This is a genomic window from Bradyrhizobium sp. HKCCYLS2038 (assembly GCF_051167655.1).
GTDB lineage: Bacteria > Pseudomonadota > Alphaproteobacteria > Rhizobiales > Xanthobacteraceae > Bradyrhizobium.
In genome coordinates, this window is sequence record NZ_JBNPTM010000001.1 from 1,236,853 (window position 1) to 1,254,292 (window position 17,440).

The following is a 17,440-nucleotide window of genomic DNA, read 5'->3' on the forward strand; positions in this document are numbered from 1 at the left end:
TGGTAAGGCCAAATCGCCCGTCGTCGCTCAGCGCGTCGACGTACCACCACGCATAGCCGTCCTGCGCGACGGCGCGGTCGAAGCGAGGTCCGCCATCGCCCGCGCTGCGGCCATCCGCCCCGACAGCGCCGCCATCGGCACGCCCGGTCCCGGATGTGCGCTGCCCCCCGCGACGTAGAGTCTCGGCAGCTTCGTCTGCGCGCCCGGCCGCTGGAACGACGCCATCCAGCCGTGCGAGCTGCGGCCGTACAAGGCGCCCCCCGTGCCCGGAAACATCCGGTTGAAATCCGCCGGCGTCGTCACGCGCGTCAGCTCGGGCGTCGTCGCGATGCTCAGGCCGCAGCGCTGCAGCAGGTCGAAGGTCTGGCGGGCACATTGGCTGATCTCCGGGGGAGCGAAGCGATGATGGTCGCCTGACGCGGGCGCATTGATCAGCACGAACAGCTGTTCGTTGCTGCCGGGTTGCCGCGGCTGGTCGTCGCGGTCCTGCGCGCAGACGTAGACGGTGGGCTCGGTTGGCATCGCGCGGCGCTCGACCAACTGATCGAACTCGGCGCGGTAGTCGCGCGAGAAGAACACGTTGTGCCGCACCAGCGGAAAGCCATCGGCGCGCGCGAGACAGCTCCAGGTCATGGCCGACAGCGAGCGCGCGGACTCCGGAATGGCCGGTAGCGCACGCGCCGCGTCCGCGCCGAACAGCCCCTGCGCCAGCGCGGCCACGTCGGCGGTCACGACGACGGCATCGGCGGTGATCTGCTCGCCATTGGCGAGGCGCACGCCCGCCGCGTGGCCGGACGTCGTGACGATGCCGGCGACCTCGCTCTCATAGCGGATGCTGACGCCGTGGCGCCGCGCCAGCGCGGCAAGGCACGCGGCGAGCTCATGCATGCCGCCGTCGATCAGCCAGACGCCGGCCTGCTCGACATGGGCGACCAGCATCAGCGTTGCCGGCGCGTGGAACGGCGACGAGCCGCAATAGGTCGCGTAGCGGCCGAACAGCTGCTGCAGCCTCGGATCGCGAAAATAGCCGCCGAGCGCCTTCCACAAGGTCTGGAACGGTCGGATCGCGGTGAGATCGCGGAAGCCGGCATTGCGCAGCAGATGCGTCATGCTCGGCGCCGGCGTGCGGATGAACGGATCCCTGAGCGTTTCGAAGATGCGGCGCGCGTCGCGGCAGAACGCGCGATAGCCGTCGGCCTCGCTGCGCCCGGCGAAATGGCCGATCGCGTCGGCCGATCTGTCCTCGTCCGCGAAGAGGTCGAGCGTGCGGCGGTCGGTCCAGGCGTGGCGGGCGAGGATGTCGAGCGGCGCCAGCGTCAGGTGATCGTCGAGCGAGGTGCCGAGTTCGTCGAACAGCTCGTCGAACACCCAGCGCATCGTGAACACGGTGGGACCGGAGTCGATGCGGGCAGGTCCGATGGCGATCTGCCGCATCTTGCCGCCGGGCGACGGCGCGCGCTCCAGCACCGTCACCTCGGCGCCGCGTGCCGCCAGGGTAAGTGCGGCGCTGAGGCCGGCGATCCCTGCGCCAACCACGATCACGCGGTGATCGGCCATTCCTCGCACTCCCGTCCGCAGGACCTGACACAGGAAATGTCTAGCATGATTTACAGTATGGGTGTAAGTTGAAATTTACATAAGCGATGACCCTTCGATAACCCACTGGGCATCGCGGCAGGGGAGGCTGGCATGGACGTGATGACCCGGATCGAAAAATCCCTCGTCGCAGCGGTCGCGTTGGCCGACCAGCCCGGATGTCCCCCACGATTGTCGGCCGCGATGAAGGCGGCTGTGTTTCCGAAAGGCGCGCGGGTGCGGCCCCGGCTCTGCCATGCGGTGGCAGCGGCCTGCGGCGACGACGAGCCGGGCGCGACCGATGCGGCGGGATCGGCGATCGAGCTGCTGCACTGTGCCTCGCTGGTTCACGACGATCTGCCGTGCTTCGACAATGCCAAGCTGCGCCGCGGCCGGCCCTCGGTGCATGCCGCGTTCGGCGAGCCGCTCGCGGTGCTCGCGGGCGACGCGCTGATCGTGCTGGCGTTCCAGTCGCTCGCCAAGTCGCGCTGCTCGCCGCTGCGGCTGGCGCGGCTGATCGCGACCATCGGCGACGCCGTCGGTGTGCCGCATGGCATCGCCGCCGGGCAAGCCTGGGAATGCGAGCCGGAGATCGACCTGTCGCATTATCACCGCTCCAAGACCGGCGCGCTGTTCGCGGCCGCCACCGTCTCCGGTGCCGCAGCCGCGGGGCACGCGGACCCCGAGGCCTGGCGCAGCCTCGGCGAAAAGATCGGCGAGGCCTATCAGGTCGCCGACGACATTCGCGACGCCGCGAGCGATGAAGAGGAGGCCGGCAAGCCGGTCGGGCAGGATGCCGCGCTCGGCCGTCCCAACGCCGTGCTGCGCTATGGGCTCACCGGCGCCGTCAGCTATCTGCACGATCTCGTCGCCGACGGCATCCGCACCATGCCACCCTGCGCCCACGCGCATGAGCTGCGCGCTTTGATGGAGCAGGAAGCCAAGCGCCTTGTCCCGCGCCGCCTGGCGGCGTCGGCGGCGTGAGCTCAGTTCATTTGGAGGCGTGTTCGTCGCTGTCGTTACGACGAGAGCGTCTGCTCATCAGTGGCTCGTCATGCCCGGGCTCGACCCGGGCATCCACGTCTTTCTTTCCGTCTGCACCAAACGTGGATGGCCGGGTCAAGCCCGGCCATGACGAGAGGTGGGGGTCATGAACCAAATCGGCTTGCTACGTTGGTGCCCAACTGGAGCACCGAAAAGCTCGGCCCGGCTGGAGCTCTGACAGGCATGCCCGCCGCCATCCGCCACGACTCACCGGCTCCGATCCGCTTCGGTGATCGCTGGCGGGGGTGGCGCGATTCGTTGCTGGCGAGTGCGGCGTTCCAGCGCTGGGCGGCGGCGTTTCCGTTGACGCGGCCGATTGCGCGCCGCCGGGCGGCGGAGTTGTTCGATCTGTGCGCCGGCTTCGTCTATTCGCAGACGCTTGCCGCCTGCGTGCAACTCGATCTGTTCGAGACGTTGCGGCCAAGCCCGTGTGAGGTCGCAGATCTGGCGTCGCGCGCGGCGATGCCAGAGGCGGCGATGGAGAGCCTTTGCGAGGCGGCTTCCGCGCTGCAATTGCTCGAGCGCCGCGGCCGGGCGCGCTATGGGCTCGGGCCGCTCGGCGCGGCGCTGCTCGGCAATCCCGGCATCGCCGCGATGGTCCGGCATCACGCGGCACTCTATTCGGATCTCGGCGATCCCGTCGCGCTGTTGCGGGGCCAGGATCGCGAGCGCCGCCTCGCGCATTACTGGCCCTATGCGCTCGACCATGGCGGCACGCCGCTGTCGCGCGAGAGCGTCGCGCCCTACACCGCGCTGATGGCGGCGTCGCAGCCGATGATCGCTGACGTGGTTCTTGCCGCCTATCCGCTGACGGGCCATCGCTGCCTGCTTGATGTCGGCGGCGGCGACGGCAGTTTCCTGGCGGCGGCCGCGCGGACCGCGCCCGAGCTTCGGATGCAACTGTTCGATCTGCCCGAGGTCGCTGCGATCGCGCAGGAGCGCCTGGCGCAAGCAGGGCTCGCCGATCGCGTCACGATCACCCCCGGCAGCTTCTACGATGACCCGCTGCCGACCGGCGCAGACGTGATCTCTCTGATTCGTGTCGTGCATGATCACGACGACGCGGCGGTGGCGCGGTTGTTCGCGAAGGCCCGCGCCGCATTGCCCGAGCATGGCGTGCTGCTGCTGGGCGAGCCGATGCGTGACGTGGCCGGCGGCAGCGAGGGCGTCAGCGCCTATTTCGAGATCTATCTGCGCGCCATGGGTCAAGGACGGCCGCGCAGCGTCGCGCGCCTGCGCGAGATGCTCAACGCGGCAGGGTTTTCGCAGGTGCGAGCGCTTCGCACGCGCATCCCGTTGATCGCGAGTGTGATTGTCGCGAAAAGCTGACACTCATACTGTAAATATATGTTGACACTCTCTCCAGTCGGACTAACCTGACACCCGTAAGAGAGCGGGCGTCGCCGGGGAGTTTGGGCTATGGACGCGATCGCCGTGGTGCTGGGGAGGCCGAGGGAGTTGTCGCTGCAGCATCTGCAGTTGGCGGATGCCCCGGACTGTCTCACCGTCGACATCGAATGGAGCGCGATCAGCACCGGCACCGAACGGTTGCTGTACGAAGGCCGCATGCCGGCCTTCCCGGGCATGGGCTATCCGCTCGTGCCGGGCTACGAGGCCGTCGGCCGTGTCGCGCACGCGACACCGCATTCGGGTTTTCGGAAAGGCGAGCGCGTATTCGTGCCGGGCGCGGCGCGCTGCTTCGGCGAGGTCAGGAGCCTGTTCGGCGCTTCCGCTTCACGCCTCAACGTTCCCCCTCAGCGCGTCGTCGCGATCGATGAGTCAAATGGCGAGCGCGGCGTGCTGCTGGCGCTGGCGGCCACCGCCTATCATGCGCTGTCAATCGGCGGTGATGGCCAAGCCGAATGCGTGGTCGGTCATGGCGTGCTCGGCCGTCTGCTGGCGCGCTTGATCGTGGCGATGGGCGGCGATCCGCCTGTGGTGTGGGAGAGCAATCCCGAACGCGCCGCCGGCGCGAGGGGCTATCGCGTCATCGATCCGGCCGAGGACAATAAGCGCGACTACCGGCTGATCTTCGATGCCAGCGGCGATGCCGGGCTGCTCGACAGCCTCATTGCTCGCTTGGCTCCTCGGGGCGAGATCATCCTCGCCGGCTTCTACAGCGCGCCGCTGACCTTCTCCTATCCGCCGGCCTTCATGCGCGAGGCGGCAATCCGCGTCGCCGCCGAATGGAAGCATGATGACCTGCTCGCGGTGCGCAACCTGATCGACACCGGCCGGCTGTCGCTGGACGGGCTGATCACGCATCACGCGGAAGCGTCGACGGCAGGCAGCGCGTACCAGACCGCGTTCGACGATCCGTCATGTCTCAAGATGGTCCTGGACTGGAGAGCTGCCGCATGAACGCCCCGACCAAGATCAGTGCAATGACCGATGCCTTGCGTGCCGAGGCCGCTATCGAGCCGGATGCGCCGGTGACGGCCGCGCCGAAAAAGACGACGCAGATCATCGCGATCTACGGCAAGGGCGGCATCGGCAAGAGTTTTACGCTCGCCAACCTGTCCTACATGATGGCGCAGCAGGGCAAGAAGGTGCTGCTGATCGGTTGCGATCCGAAGAGCGATACGACGTCGCTGCTGTTCGGCGGCCGGGCCTGCCCGACCATCCTGGAGACCTCGTCGAAGAAGAAGCTGGCCGGCGAGGAGGTCAAGATCGGTGACGTCTGCTTCAAGCGCGACGGCGTGTTCGCGATGGAGCTCGGTGGTCCTGAAGTGGGACGCGGCTGCGGCGGACGCGGCATCATCCACGGCTTCGAGCTGATCGAGAAGCTCGGCTTCCACGATTGGGGTTTCGACTACGTGCTGCTCGACTTCCTCGGCGACGTCGTCTGCGGCGGCTTCGGCCTGCCGATCGCGCGCGACATGTGCCAGAAGGTGATCATCGTCGGCTCCAACGACCTGCAGTCGCTCTACGTCGCCAACAACGTCTGTTCGGCGGTGGAGTACTTCCGCAAGCTCGGCGGCAATGTCGGCGTCGCCGGCATCGTCATCAACAAGGACGACGGCACCGGCGAGGCGCACGCCTTCGCCGAAGCGACCGGCATTCCGGTTCTGGCCTCGATTCCGGCCGACGACGACATCCGCCGCAAGAGCGCGAGCTATCAGATCATCGGCCGGCCCGGCACGCCCTGGGCGCCGCTGTTCGAGCATCTTGCCAAGAACGTCGCCGAAGCGCCGCCACAGCATCCGCATCCCCTGACCCATGACGGCCTGCTCGGTCTGTTCAAGGCCTCGGAGACGGGCCGCGACGTCGTGCTGGAGCAGGCGACGCTCGAGGATATGTGCGGAAGCACGGCGGTGATGAAGCCGTCGCTCGAAGTGATCTACGACAATGTGTGATGGGTGCGTGCTGAGCAGCGGAATGTAGTAGCGGAATCTCGTGCAATGAGCGATGCAGTGGTCCACCAGGCAGTGAGCGCGGAGAGCGGCGCGGCGGCAGGCATGCCGGCGCAGCCCGAGGCGCTCGGCTGCCACGCCGGCAATGCCGAGCTCAAGAAGGCCGCCGATGCGGCTGGCAAGAGCGAGGTGCTCCAGCGCTATGCGGCCGATTATCCGATCGGGCCGCACGACCAGCCGCAGAGCATGTGCCCGGCGTTCGGCTCGTTGCGCGTCGGCCTGCGCATGCGCCGCACGGCGACCGTGCTGTCGGGCTCGGCGTGCTGCGTTTACGGCCTGACCTTCACCTCGCACTTCTACGGCGCGCGGCGCAGCGTCGGCTATGTCCCGTTCAACTCGGAGACGCTGGTCACCGGAAAACTGTTCGAGGACATCCGCGAAGCGGTCTTCAAGCTCGCTGACCCCGCGAACTACGACTGCGTCGTCATCATCAATCTCTGTGTTCCCACCGCCTCTGGCGTTCCGCTGCAGATTCTGCCCAAGGAGATCAACGGCGTCCGCGTGATCGGGATCGACGTTCCGGGCTTCGGCGTGCCGACCCATGCCGAGGCCAAGGACGTCCTCGCCGGCGCGATGCTCAACTACGCGCGGCGCGAGGCGGAGCAGGGGCCGGTCCAGGCGCCCCGCGCGCCGCGAGGCGACAAGCCGACCATCACCTTGCTGGGCGAGATGTTCCCGGCTGATCCCGTCGGCATCGGCATGCTGCTGGCGCCGCTCGGATTGGCGGCGGGGCCCACCGTGCCGACGCGCGAATGGCGCGAGCTGTACGGTGCGTTGGACTGCGCGGCCGTCGCGGCGATCCATCCGTTCTACACGGCCTCGATCCGCGAGTTCGAGGCGGCGGGCCGTCCGATCATCGGCTCGGCGCCGGTCGGCTGCGACGGCACCGCGGACTGGCTCGAGTCTGTCGGACAAGCTTGCGGCGTTGGCCGTGCGCAGATCGATGCGGCGAAGAATGCGGTGCTGCCGGCGATCCGCGGCGCGCTCGCGGACAAGCCGATCCGCGGCCGCATCACGCTGTCGGGCTATGAAGGCTCGGAACTCCTGGTCGGGCGTCTGCTGGTCGAGAGCGGCGCCGATCTGCGCTATGTCGGCACGGCCTGCCCGCGCACGCGCTGGTCCGAGGCCGACTGCGCCTGGCTCGAACAACGCGGCGTGCGCGTGCAGTATCGCGCCTCGCTCGAGCAAGATCTCGCGGCGGTCGACGAGTTCGCGCCCGATCTCGCCATCGGCACCACGCCGGTCGTGCAGAAGGCCAAGGCGCGGGCGATCCCGTCGCTGTACTTCACCAACCTGATCTCGGCGCGGCCGCTGTTCGGCGTCTCCGGCGCCGGCTCGCTGGCGCAGGTCGTCAACGCCGCGATCGGCGGCAAGGCGCGGTTCGACGAGATGCGCGAGTTCTTCGAAGGTGTCGGTGAGGGCGACGCCGCGGGCGTGTGGCAGGGCGCACCTGTCGCGCGTCCTGACTTCCGCGACAAGTACCGCAAGGCGGTCGCGGCGCAGGCCAAGAAGCGCAAGTCCGAGGAGATGGTGTAATGCTGATCCTCGACCACGATCGCGCCGGCGGCTATTGGGGTGCGGTCTACGCGTTCACCGCGATCAAGGGCCTGCAGGTCATCATCGACGGCCCGGTCGGCTGCGAGAACCTGCCGGTGACTTCGGTGCTGCACTACACCGACGGCCTGCCGCCGCACGAACTGCCGATCGTCGTCACCGGCCTCGGCGAGGACGAGCTGGGACAGAAGGGCACCGAGCAGGCGATGAAGCGGGCGCGGGCCGCGCTCGATCCGGACCTGCCCGCGGTGGTCGTCACCGGCTCGATCGCCGAGATGATTGGCGGCGGCGTGACGCCCGAAGGCTCAAACATCAAGCGCTTCCTGCCGCGCACCATCGACGAGGACCAGTGGCAGAGCGCCAACCGCGCGCTCAGCTGGCTGTGGAGCGAATACGGTTCGCGCAAGATTCCCGAGCGCAAGCCGCGCGCCGAGGGCGAGAAGCCTCGCGTGAACATCATCGGGCCGATCTACGGCACCTTCAACATGCCGTCCGACCTCGCCGAGATCCGCCGCCTGGTCGAAGGCATCGGCGCCGAGATCAACATGGTGTTCCCGCTCGGCAGCCATCTCGCCGACGTGCCGAAGCTGGTCAATGCCGACGTCAACATCTGCATGTACCGCGAGTTCGGCCGGCTGCTCTGCGAGACGCTGGAGCGGCCCTATCTGCAGGCGCCGATCGGGCTGCACTCGACGACCAAATTCCTGCGCACGCTGGGCGAGATGCTCGGGCTCGATCCCGAGCCGTTCATCGCGCGCGAGAAGCACACCACGATCAAGCCTGTATGGGATCTCTGGCGCTCGGTGACGCAGGACTTCTTCGGCACCGCGAGCTTCGGCATCGTCGCCTCGGAAACCTACGCGCGCGGCCTTCGCAATTTCCTTGAGACCGAGCTCGGTCTGCCCTGCAGCTTCGCGATTTCGCGCTGCGCCGGCGCCAAGACCGACAACGACGCGATCCGTAAGCTGATCCACGAGCGGCCGCCGCTGGTGCTGTTCGGCAGCTACAACGAACGCATGTATGCGGCGGAAGCCGGCAATCGCGCGATCTACATCCCGGCCTCGTTCCCGGGCACGGTGATCCGCCGCCACACCGGCACGCCTTTCATGGGCTATGCCGGCGCGACCTACGTCGTGCAGGAGGTCTGCAACGCGCTGTTCGATGCGCTGTTCAACATCCTGCCGCTCGCCACGCAGCTCGACCGGATCGCTGCGACGCCGGCGCGGCTCGAGCGCGAATTGCCATGGGACGACGGCGCCAAGCTGGCGCTGGATCAGATCATCGAGACCCAGCCGGTGCTGGTGCGGATCTCGGCAGCCAAGCGCCTGCGCGACGCTGCCGAGAGCGGCGCGCGCCAGGCGGGGCTCGACAAGGTGACGGAGGACGTTCTCGCGCAGGCGCGGTCACGGCTCGCAACGGGCCAGGCGGCGTAGGCAAGGGAACGAGGCGGAGAGGGAGAGGACGATGTCGTTATACGAACGCATGGATCGTGACGTCGCGCCGAAATCGCGCGAGCGGATCGACTATCTCCTGGTCTACGCGGTGTGCTTCGTCGTGCTGATGGTCGAGGGCGTGCTGCGCCGGATCGGGTCGGTCATCACCGGCCACCGTCCCGCGCCGCTCGGCGCGATCTTCGGCGAGGCAAGGATCAAGGCCGCGAACTGCGCGACCTCGTCGTTCATGGGGCTGTGAGGCCCCACAGGTTGAGAGTGCTGGGCCGATGAGTTGAGGCCCGGCGAGTCTTGCAAGGAATTCGCGCGGCGTGCCGCGCGGATGTCATCCCGGCAACGGGATGGCGCTTCGACGCCGCTCATTTCGGTGAGCGGCATCCGGCCGAAAGGCCAACACCAGGAGGTACTACTATGGTGGAACCAAACAAGGGAGGCTCTCTGTCGGGGCTGACCGAATCGGAGGCTAGGGAATTCCATAGCATCTTCATGACGAGCTTTGTGGTCTTCACGGCGGTTGCGATCGTCGCCCACATTCTCGCCTGGATGTGGCGTCCCTGGCTGCCCGGGCCGACTGGCTACAAGGCGGCGGCGCTGGATGGGGCAACCCACTACGCCAATCTCGTGCTCTCCTACCTGACCTGACCGAAAGGAGAAAACTATGTGGCGCTTGTGGTTGTTGTTCGATCCGCGCAGAGTCCTCGTGGCTCTCGGGGTTTTCCTGTTCGGGCTGGCATTGGTGATTCACTTCATCCTGCTCAGCACGAACCGGTTCAACTGGCTGGAAGGACCTCGTGCGGCGAAGACGTCGTCGATCTCCGCTCCGGTCACACCGGTGAAGCTCACCTAGAGCTTCGGCGACAGCAATGGGAGGCGGGCGCACGCCCGGCGGCAGACCGTGCCCGCCCGCTTCCCAGATCTCTCGGCAATCAAGATCTCTGGAGCTCCAAGAATCCTGGAGCTCTACGAGTTCACCACTTCACGACCTCGCGATACGACACGTAGCATATCGAGCGACGGGCAGCGGAGGCAGACCGATGGCAATGCTCAGCTTTGAACGAAAATACCGCGTCCGCGGCGGCACGTTGATCGGCGGTGACCTCTTTGATTTCTGGATCGGACCGTTCTACGTCGGCTTCTTCGGCGTGACGACGATCTTCTTCACCTTCGTCGGCGTGGCGCTGATCCTCTATGCCACGGCGCTCGGACCGACGTGGAATCTCTGGCAGATCAGCATCAATCCGCCCGACGCCAAATACGGGCTGTCATTCGCGCCGCTCACCGAAGGCGGCTTCTGGCAGCTCATCACGGTGTGCGCGCATGGGGCGTTCGTCTCGTGGGCGCTGCGCGAGGTCGAGATCTGCCGCAAGCTCGCGATCGGCTATCACGTGCCGTTTGCCTTCGGTTTCGCGATCTTCGCCTATTTCACGCTGGAGGTGATCCGTCCGGTGCTGATGGGCTCGTGGAGCTACGCCTTCCCCTACGGCATCATCACCCATCTCGATTGGGTGTCGAACACCGGCTATCAGTTCGGCAACTTCCACTACAATCCCGCGCACATGATCGCGATCACGTTCTTCTTCACGACGTGTCTCGCGCTCGCGCTGCACGGCTCGCTGATCCTGTCCGCAGCCAACCCTGGCAAGGGCCAGGAGATGAAGTCGCCGGAGCATGAGAACACGATGTTCCGCGACCTGCTCGGCTATTCCATCGGCACGCTCGGCATCCATCGCCTCGGCCTGTTCCTGGCGCTGTCGGCGGTGTTCTTCAGCGCCGTCTGCATCGTCATCTCCGGTCCCGCCTGGCTGATGCCCGAGGGCAATGCCTGGTCGGATTGGTGGGATTGGTGGCGCAGGGTCCCGATCTGGTCGCCGGTGCAATGAGTTCAAGGAGAGGTCGTCATGGCCCAATACCAGAACATCTTCACGCAGATCCAAGTTCGTAGCGCAATGTACCCGGGCATCCCGATCGAGCCCGGGGTCTGGGAGCGGCTCGGCAAGGGCAGCTTCAACTACTGGCTCGGCAAGCTCGGCGACGCCCAGGTCGGCCCGGTCTATCTCGGCTTCCTCGGCCTCGCCTCGCTCATGTCCGGCTTCGCTGCGATCGAGATCATCGGTCTCAACATGCTGGCCTCGGTGAACTGGAGTCCGCTCGAGTTCATCCGCCAGTTCTTCTGGCTGTCGCTGCAGCCGCCGGCGCCGGAGTACGGCCTGCAGATCTTCCCGCCGCTGCAGGAGGGCGGCTGGTGGCTGATGGCCGGCTTCTTCCTGACGACGTCGATCCTGTTGTGGTGGGCGCGCACCTATCGCCGCGCCCGTGCACTCGGCCTCGGCACGCATGTGTCGTGGGCGTTCGCGTCGGCGATCTGGCTGTATCTGGTGCTCGGCTTCATCCGGCCGATCTTCATGGGGAGCTGGAGCGAGGCGGTGCCGTTCGGCATCTTCCCGCACCTCGACTGGACCAACAACTTCTCGATCACCCACGGCAACCTGTTCTACAACCCGTTCCACATGCTCTCGATCGCCTTCCTGTATGGGTCGGCGCTGCTGTTCGCGATGCATGGCGCAACGGTGCTGGCGATCAGCCGCTACGGTGGCGAGCGTGAGCTCGAGCAGATCGTCGACCGCGGTACGGCCTTCGAACGCGGTGCGCTGTTCTGGCGCTGGACCATGGGCTTCAATGCGACGGCGGAGTCGATCCATCGCTGGGCCTGGTGGTTTGCCGTGCTTTGCACCTTGACCGGCGGCATCGGTATCCTACTGTCGGGCACCGTCGTCGACAATTGGTTCGAGTGGGGCGTGAAACACGGGCTGGCGCCGCCGCGCTGAGGTCTTGCCAATGCTGAGTCTTGCTCGTGCTGAGTCTTGCAGGTTGAGAGATGTTGGACCGAGTTGATTCTGATCACGTCGATAGGGCCGGGCGCAGCGTGCGCCCGGCCAGTCTTTTAGAGGCGATGCGCGAGCGGACCAAGGCGCTCCACGTCACCGCCGAGCGGACCGGCATCGTCGCCGAGCTGTTGCGGGGACGCGGCACGCGAGAGGCCTATGCGCTGCTGTTGCGCAACCTGCTGCCGGTCTACGAGGCGCTCGAAGCGGAGCTGCTGCGGCACGCGGCTTCGCCGGTGACGGGCCTCATCGTGCGGCCCGAGCTCAATCGCAGCGCTGCGATCGCGGCCGATCTTGCGCAGCTCGATGCGACTGATCTGCCGCTGCTGCCCGAGACCATCGCCTATGTCGGCGCCATCCGCGAGGCGGGGGAAGGCGAGGGACATGCGCTGCTGGCGCACGCCTACACCCGCTATCTCGGCGATCTCAGCGGCGGTCAGATCATCAAGAAGATTCTCGCGCGCTCGCTGGAGCTCGGGCCGGAGACGCTGTCGTTCTACGATTTTCCGGCAATTGCCGACATCCCGCGCTTCAAGGACGCATATCGAGACTCGCTGGAGCAGGCAGGCACGCTCATGGCCGAGCATGACCCGGTCATCGAGGAAGCCGCGACGGCGTTTCAGCTGAACATCACGCTGTCGCAAGCGCTGCAGCAGGCAACGGGGCTTGCTGGCTGAGGCAGCCGAGCCGGTTTCCAGCCTCACATCGCTCCCGCCAATCAGCGACGCGCTTGGGCGCAACACCGAGCCGATGTGTTTCCCGGAAGACGGTCGGCTCCCCTCCCCCTCTTGCGGGAAGGGGTCGGGGGTGGGGGACCACGAGTCGCGCTGTCTCTGATCGAGCTCCGCACGAAAGCTGCCGTTTGCGTGCGATATTGAAAGCGAAGAGACCATCGTCTCGCGCGTTGTCGCGTGCCGCGAAAAGTCGTTATGCTAACCACGTCGTTCGGAGTGCGCGGACCCCCACCCCCGACCCCTCCCCGCAAGAGGGGGAGGGGAGCAGAGCGCGGGCGGGGTAAGATTGTCGGGCTCCATCGTCAAGGCGTGAGCTACGTCCTCAAGCCGCAGCGTCTCGGATTGACCAACGACGCCACCGCAAACGCGCGGCCTGTGTCACCCGCCTGGTCTCACTCCTGGCTCTGCGAACGGTACCACACCAGATGCTCGATGATCTCGAGCGTCCGTGCGGTCGAGGTGCGGATGCTCTCCAGCATTTCGGGCATGCTGCCGGCCTGGGCGCCGTGCGTCACTTCGAGCGCGGCGAGCTGGGCGTTCTCCACGGTGGATGCGGCAAGCTCCTTGTAGATCAGGCTGGCGCTCTGATCGAGCCGCAGCGTCGGACGTCGTGCGCCTTCGATCTCCTCCTGGAAGCGCGCGCGCGCGGCTTCCGCGGCCTTGCGATCGGTGAGGTCGGAGAAGATCAACACGAAGCCGAGCACGCGGTCGTAAGGAGCGATCACCGGATCGGCGCGGACCATCAGCGGGCGTCGCGGCGAGGAACCGCCCGTCAGCGTCAGCTCGCCGCGCCAGCTGCGCTTGTTGCGCATGAGATCATCGAGATTGGCGCGGAATTCCGCCGGCGCTGTGCAGTAGGCGCCGAGATCGCGCAGATGCGGGATATGCGGATGCGAGGCGGGCAGCTGCTGCTCGAACGCCTCGTTCATGAGCAGGACGCGGCCTTCGACGTCGGCAATGATCACCGGCTGCTCGGAACGCAGCACCTGCGCGCTGATCGTGGCGAGCTGGTCCTGCGCGATCACCATGCGCACCGAGCGCAATTGCAGCGCGACGTCGGCAACGGTCTCGCTGATCAGCCGTGCAGAGGCCAGCTCGGCAGCCGACCATGGCTCGGATTTGCCCTCGACGAGCTGGTGCCATTGCGCAAATGAGCGTCGCGGCGACAGATCGGACGGGTCGTCGCCGATGATGACGGCCTTCAGCGGGTCACCGCCCCAGGTCACGGTCCGCACCTGCTCCGGCCTGAACCACAACAGATACTCGCCGTCGCTCGCCGACAGCGGGGCGGCGATCAGGCCGCTCGCAATCGAGCGGATGTCCATGAAGGCCGGCTCGTTCAGCGTCAGTGCCGCGGTCACCGTCAGCCCTTGCGGACCAGCCTCCGGCGGCGGACGCTGACGGTCGAGCCAGGCGGCGATGTCGCGGATCCGCTGCGTCGAGGGAACATCCCCCGCCGTCGTGACCTGACCCTCGAACAGCAGCGCCGCGCCAGTCGCGCCGAGCGGCTGCAGCAGCGATTGCGAGCCGTCGAACAGCGCCGCCTGCCACTCGCCGTCGCGCGACACCGCCTCGACGAGCCGCTGTTCCAGCCGGCGCACGACGAGCTCGGACTGGCTCTGGGCGAAGCTCTCCAGCGCCGCGATCCGGATCGCGCAGGTCTCGGCCAGCGCCTCGCCGGCGGCGCGGATGTCGAACGGCACGAAGCGCGGCTCGTAATGATGGCAGGCGATCAGCCCCCAGAGCCGGCCGCTGACCATCAGCGAGCACACCAGGGTGGCGCCGACGCCCATGTTCTGCAGATATTTCTGATGAATCGGCGACATGCTGCGCAGGCAGCTCAGGGACATGTCGAGGTCGCGGCCGTTGAGCGGCGAAATGCGCGGCTGCAGCGGCACCGGCGTGTAGTTCACGTCGACCAGCAGCCGCACGCGGTTGCGCTCGTACAGCCGGCGCGCGATCTGCGGAATGTCGGACGCGGGATAGCGGTTGCCGAGAAACGCCTCGAGTTCGGGCCGCCGCCGTTCCGACAGCACCTCGCCATGGCCCTCTTCGTCGAAGCGGTAAACCATGACACGGTCGTAGCCCGTGATCTCCCTGAAGATCGTCGCCGTCTCGTCGCAGAGACCGACCAGCGACGAGGCCGAGGTGATGCGGTGAAACGCGCCGTCCAGGGCGGGCGCAACGTTGGTCGTCTTGGTGGCCGGCTCCAGCTCGACGATGAAGCCGCCATTCGAGGGACGGTGCACGGTGCAGTCGACACGCCTTGGCGGCGATCCAATGCTGCATCGCAGGGTCATCGGCGCGAGGTGCAGGGGGCCGTTGAGATGAGGCAGGATCTGCAACGCCAGGTCGCCGCCGAGATCACGGAGCGGCCGGCCGACGACGGCGTTGGTGTTCAGGAAGGCCGCGGCATTGGCGCTGGCCTGGATGACGATGCTGTCCGGCTCCTTGAGCGCCAGCAGAATGCCGTGCGGCTGGATCGAGCCGGCGAGATGGATCTGTTCGCGCTCGCAATCCGCAAGAGTCGCGTGGCCGAAGGCCGGCGTTTTCAGCGGAATGGGCAACTATCTCCCCTTTTCGGTTTCCTCGCCGTTTTCTTCGAGTTGGCTCAGATTATACCGATCAAGCTTGGCGTAAAGACTCTGGCGGCTGAGACCGAGGATTTCGGCGGCCGACGTCCGGTTCCCGTTCGCAAGCTCGAGAGCTGCGCGGACGTAGTGCTGTTCGACGACCTCGACGGTGCTCCTGACCAGATCGCGCAGCGGAGTCTTGCCGACCGATTCGTTCATCGCCGCAAGCGCGGTCCGCAGATTGTCATGCTCTGCCGTCGACGACAACCTCCGCGAAATGTTCCGCAGCACGAGGCCGATCCGGCGCTGGCCGTCGAGACCGTGAGCCGCGGCCGAGATCTCGACCTCGGTCTCGGTGCCGAGCTCGCCCTGGATGGTGGTGGACAGCAGCCGGACGGCGCCATGACGCTCGACGTTCGAGATCAGGACCGACAGGTCGGCGCCGGGACGCGTCAACCAGCGGCTCAGCTTCTCGCCGATCAGCGCCTCTTTCGTGCCGATCTCGACCAGGTCCAGGAAAGCGCGATTGGCGCGCTTGACGGTGCCGGAGGCATCGATGCTGAGGACGGCGTCGGGGAGGTTGTCGATCAGCCCTTCCGGATCGTCGGGCGCGGGGCCGGGCTGCGCAGCCTTGCCGATCGGCGCCATGTGCAGCAGGAACATCGGCGCATTGTCGCTGGTCATCAGCGAGCCCCTGAGCATCCAGGGGGCGGCTTCCTCGCCGACATGGATCACGATGCCGGGCGCCTTGCCCTGGTCGCGGACCCGCCTCAGCATCAGTTCCACCGCTTCGCGGTCCTTCGGCGGAATCTCCTGCAGAAACTCGCGGCCGACCAGATTGTCACGGCGCCGGTGGGAGCCCGCGAGCGCCGCCACGGCGGTCCGGTTGGCTTCGACGATGCGCAGGTCGGAGACCTTGGTCAGCAGCACGGCCTCGTTGGAGTCCTCGATGACCAGGCGGTAGCGCGTCTCGATTTCGCGCAGTCGCCAATAGTCGCGCTCGATGGTCTGCTGCGCCGAGATCAGCCGCGCCTGCAACTCGGCCACCGCTTGCAGGTTCTTGCCGATCGCCAGCATGCCGGCGCGACCGCCGAGCAGCACGGTCGTGAACTCCATCGGGAGTTCCAGGCCGCTCGGGAACCGCTGGGTGATCTGGCGAAACGCGGACAGGCCGGTCCGCTTGGTGTCCTGCATGATGCGTTCGATCTTCTCGCTCGCATCATCGACGATCTCGGACCACGGACGGCCGAGCCATGCGTCGACATTCTCAGCTGACATGTTGGGAGACAGCGTGGCCTCACGGATCACGCCGTCCATGTCGAGCAGCAATGTCACGTCGGGTCGTGGACCGTGAAACTCGGCCATCGTCTTGCCACCCGTTGAGACGCTTACAGGATCGCGCGGCCAATCCGTTTGGCGCGCATTTTGAAGGCGTTGCGCCGCATCCCGCTAACGTATTGAGAGTCTTGGAGATGTCGTTAGCCCACGCAGCGCCTTCGGTGTCAAGGTTTATTTCCGAGCATGCAACTTTCGTTGGTGTTCCTATGCCGGTTCCGTGGTCGAAGTGCGACTTAACCGCCCAGTTTTGTCGTGCTTGTGAATGACAAGACGTCATGACACTGCTAGCTGTAAGGGGCAATGACATGCACTAACAAAAGATTGGGAGGACGCAGGATGCTCAGAGCGGGTTTGGTCGCGATGCTTGTCACGGTAACGTCAGCCGGTGCGGCGTTCGCGCTGGATGGAGGCGATGCTACGAAGGGCGAACAGGTCTTCAAGCAGTGCATGACGTGTCACCGCATCGGACCCGACGCCAAGAACGCAGTCGGTCCCGTGCTGACCGGCGTCGTCGGCCGTCCGACCGGGACCTATCCCGGTTTCGCCTATTCCGATCTCAACAAGCACGCGGGCGAGGCCGGCCTGGTCTGGACCGACGACAACATCTTCGAATATCTGGTCGACCCCAGCGCCTTCCTGAAGAAGTACCTGACCGAGAAGGGCAAGGCGGACCAGGCCACCGGCTCGACCAAGATGGTGTTCAAGCTCGCCAACGAGCAGCAGCGCAAGGACGTCATCGCCTATCTGAAGACGTTCTCCGAGAAGAAGTGAGCGGGCAGGGGCCGTCGTTCCTGCGCTGATCGTGATGCAGGCGATGGCTCTCCACTCTCCGATCTCGTCCCGGGCAAGCCAAGTGACGCGCAGCATCGCTTGGCG

Annotated in this window: 16 protein-coding genes; 13 read left to right on the forward strand and 3 right to left on the reverse strand. The window is 66.5% G+C overall.

Going from position 1 to position 17,440, the window contains the following annotated elements:
- Nucleotides 1–27: 27 nt before the first annotated feature.
- Nucleotides 28–1,578 carry a 1-hydroxycarotenoid 3,4-desaturase CrtD gene (gene crtD / locus ACQR1I_RS05470; RefSeq protein ID WP_434867924.1) on the reverse strand — a complete coding sequence of 517 codons (1,551 nt, stop codon included), beginning with the start codon at nt 1,576–1,578 and terminating at the stop codon, nt 28–30.
- 111 nt (nt 1,579–1,689) lie between these two features.
- Between crtD and ACQR1I_RS05475 the strand changes: the two genes are divergently transcribed.
- The 12 genes from ACQR1I_RS05475 (at nt 1,690) to ACQR1I_RS05530 (ending at nt 12,596) form a co-directional block, all read left to right on the forward strand.
- Nucleotides 1,690–2,559 carry a polyprenyl synthetase family protein gene (locus ACQR1I_RS05475; RefSeq protein WP_434867642.1) on the forward strand — a complete coding sequence of 290 codons (870 nt, stop codon included), beginning with the start codon at nt 1,690–1,692 and terminating at the stop codon, nt 2,557–2,559.
- A 243-nt stretch (nt 2,560–2,802) separates the two neighbouring features.
- Nucleotides 2,803–3,948, forward strand: coding sequence for a methyltransferase (locus tag ACQR1I_RS05480; protein WP_434867641.1), 1,146 nt, complete (start codon nt 2,803–2,805; stop codon nt 3,946–3,948).
- 90 nt (nt 3,949–4,038) lie between these two features.
- Nucleotides 4,039–4,980, forward strand: coding sequence for a chlorophyll synthesis pathway protein BchC (gene bchC, locus ACQR1I_RS05485; protein ID WP_434867640.1), 942 nt, complete (start codon nt 4,039–4,041; stop codon nt 4,978–4,980).
- Nucleotides 4,977–5,975 (forward strand): chlorophyllide a reductase iron protein subunit X, encoded by a 999-nt coding sequence (locus tag ACQR1I_RS05490; protein WP_434867639.1) that lies wholly within the window; start codon nt 4,977–4,979, stop codon nt 5,973–5,975. Before bchC ends, ACQR1I_RS05490 begins: the two co-directional genes overlap by 4 nt.
- Before the next feature lie 45 nt (nt 5,976–6,020).
- On the forward strand, nt 6,021–7,568 hold the full coding sequence (bchY, locus tag ACQR1I_RS05495; RefSeq protein WP_434867638.1) for a chlorophyllide a reductase subunit Y: 1,548 nt from the start codon (nt 6,021–6,023) through the stop codon (nt 7,566–7,568).
- On the forward strand, nt 7,568–9,019 hold the full coding sequence (gene bchZ / locus ACQR1I_RS05500) for a chlorophyllide a reductase subunit Z (RefSeq protein ID WP_434867637.1): 1,452 nt from the start codon (nt 7,568–7,570) through the stop codon (nt 9,017–9,019). Before bchY ends, bchZ begins: the two co-directional genes overlap by 1 nt.
- Before the next feature lie 31 nt (nt 9,020–9,050).
- On the forward strand, nt 9,051–9,278 hold the full coding sequence (locus ACQR1I_RS05505) for a hypothetical protein (RefSeq protein ID WP_434867636.1): 228 nt from the start codon (nt 9,051–9,053) through the stop codon (nt 9,276–9,278).
- Nucleotides 9,279–9,448: 170 nt separating this feature from the next.
- Nucleotides 9,449–9,679 carry a light-harvesting antenna LH1, beta subunit gene (pufB, locus tag ACQR1I_RS05510; protein WP_434867635.1) on the forward strand — a complete coding sequence of 77 codons (231 nt, stop codon included), beginning with the start codon at nt 9,449–9,451 and terminating at the stop codon, nt 9,677–9,679.
- Between the two features lie 16 nt (nt 9,680–9,695).
- The gene (gene pufA / locus ACQR1I_RS05515; protein WP_006615514.1) at nt 9,696–9,884 is read left to right on the forward strand and encodes a light-harvesting antenna LH1, alpha subunit; all 189 of its coding nucleotides are present in this window, start codon (nt 9,696–9,698) and stop codon (nt 9,882–9,884) included.
- Nucleotides 9,885–10,071: 187 nt separating this feature from the next.
- The gene (pufL, locus tag ACQR1I_RS05520) at nt 10,072–10,917 is read left to right on the forward strand and encodes a photosynthetic reaction center subunit L (RefSeq protein ID WP_434867634.1); all 846 of its coding nucleotides are present in this window, start codon (nt 10,072–10,074) and stop codon (nt 10,915–10,917) included.
- A gap of 18 nt (nt 10,918–10,935) precedes the next feature.
- The gene (pufM, locus tag ACQR1I_RS05525) at nt 10,936–11,862 is read left to right on the forward strand and encodes a photosynthetic reaction center subunit M (RefSeq protein WP_434867633.1); all 927 of its coding nucleotides are present in this window, start codon (nt 10,936–10,938) and stop codon (nt 11,860–11,862) included.
- Between the two features lie 50 nt (nt 11,863–11,912).
- The gene (locus ACQR1I_RS05530) at nt 11,913–12,596 is read left to right on the forward strand and encodes a heme oxygenase (biliverdin-producing) (RefSeq protein ID WP_434867632.1); all 684 of its coding nucleotides are present in this window, start codon (nt 11,913–11,915) and stop codon (nt 12,594–12,596) included.
- A 449-nt stretch (nt 12,597–13,045) separates the two neighbouring features.
- On the opposite strand, the gene ACQR1I_RS05535 is transcribed toward ACQR1I_RS05530, so the two are convergent.
- Both ACQR1I_RS05535 and ppsR read right to left on the reverse strand, forming a co-directional pair.
- Nucleotides 13,046–15,220, reverse strand: a complete 2,175-nt coding sequence (locus tag ACQR1I_RS05535; protein ID WP_434867631.1) for a GAF domain-containing protein — start codon at nt 15,218–15,220, stop codon at nt 13,046–13,048.
- Nucleotides 15,221–16,591, reverse strand: coding sequence for a transcriptional regulator PpsR (gene ppsR, locus ACQR1I_RS05540; protein WP_434867630.1), 1,371 nt, complete (start codon nt 16,589–16,591; stop codon nt 15,221–15,223).
- Nucleotides 16,592–16,915: 324 nt separating this feature from the next.
- On the opposite strand from ppsR, the gene ACQR1I_RS05545 reads away from it, so the two are divergent.
- Nucleotides 16,916–17,335, forward strand: a complete 420-nt coding sequence (locus ACQR1I_RS05545; protein WP_434867923.1) for a c-type cytochrome — start codon at nt 16,916–16,918, stop codon at nt 17,333–17,335.
- Nucleotides 17,336–17,440 lie beyond the last annotated feature (105 nt).